This is a genomic window from Streptomyces sp. A012304 (genome assembly GCF_026008495.1).
Classification (GTDB): domain Bacteria; phylum Actinomycetota; class Actinomycetes; order Streptomycetales; family Streptomycetaceae; genus Streptomyces.
Genome location: NZ_BQUN01000188.1, coordinates 207,033 through 207,560 on the forward strand (window position 1 = coordinate 207,033; position 528 = coordinate 207,560).

Genomic DNA, 528 nt, shown 5'->3' on the forward strand with positions numbered 1-528 from the left:
TCCCCCCGTACAGCCAGCCGGCCTGGGTGGCCAGGGCGGTGATCAGTGCCATCGCCCGGGACCCGAAACCGTCGCCGCCCTCGGCCACCGGCAGCAGGCCCACGGCGAAGGCGATCGGCAGGACGACCGGCGCGGACAGCAGGTTCCCCCGGTGCACCCAGACGGCGATCAGCACGCACACCGGCAGGAACAGCACCCCGTACACCGTGGGCGAGCCGCCGAGCAGCACGCGGTCGAGCCAGCCGAACAGCAGCATCAGCGCACCGCTGAGCAGCCCGCAGCCGAGGCCGGTGAGGCGGGGGTTCGGCAGACGGCGCCCGAGGGCGGCGCGGGGCCGGGCGGGACGCGAGGCAGAGGCGGCAGCGCGGGCGGGCCGGGGCGCGGTGGCACCCGTCGGCCGCGGGAGCGCTGGAGGACGACCGCGCAGCGAACCGTTCCTGCCGCCACTCCCGCCGCCTCTGCCGCGGCCCGCCTGTGGGGGGAGCGGCGGGGGGGGGGGGCGCGCCGCGGTCTGCGGGGGGCGCGGCC

1 protein-coding gene is annotated in these 528 nt (G+C 79.0%); it reads right to left on the reverse strand.

The features are described 5' to 3' along the window. On the reverse strand, positions 1-256 hold a 256-nt coding region (locus tag ALMP_RS44255; protein WP_309299600.1), incomplete at its 3' end, for a DUF6542 domain-containing protein. Positions 257-528 lie beyond the last annotated feature (272 nt).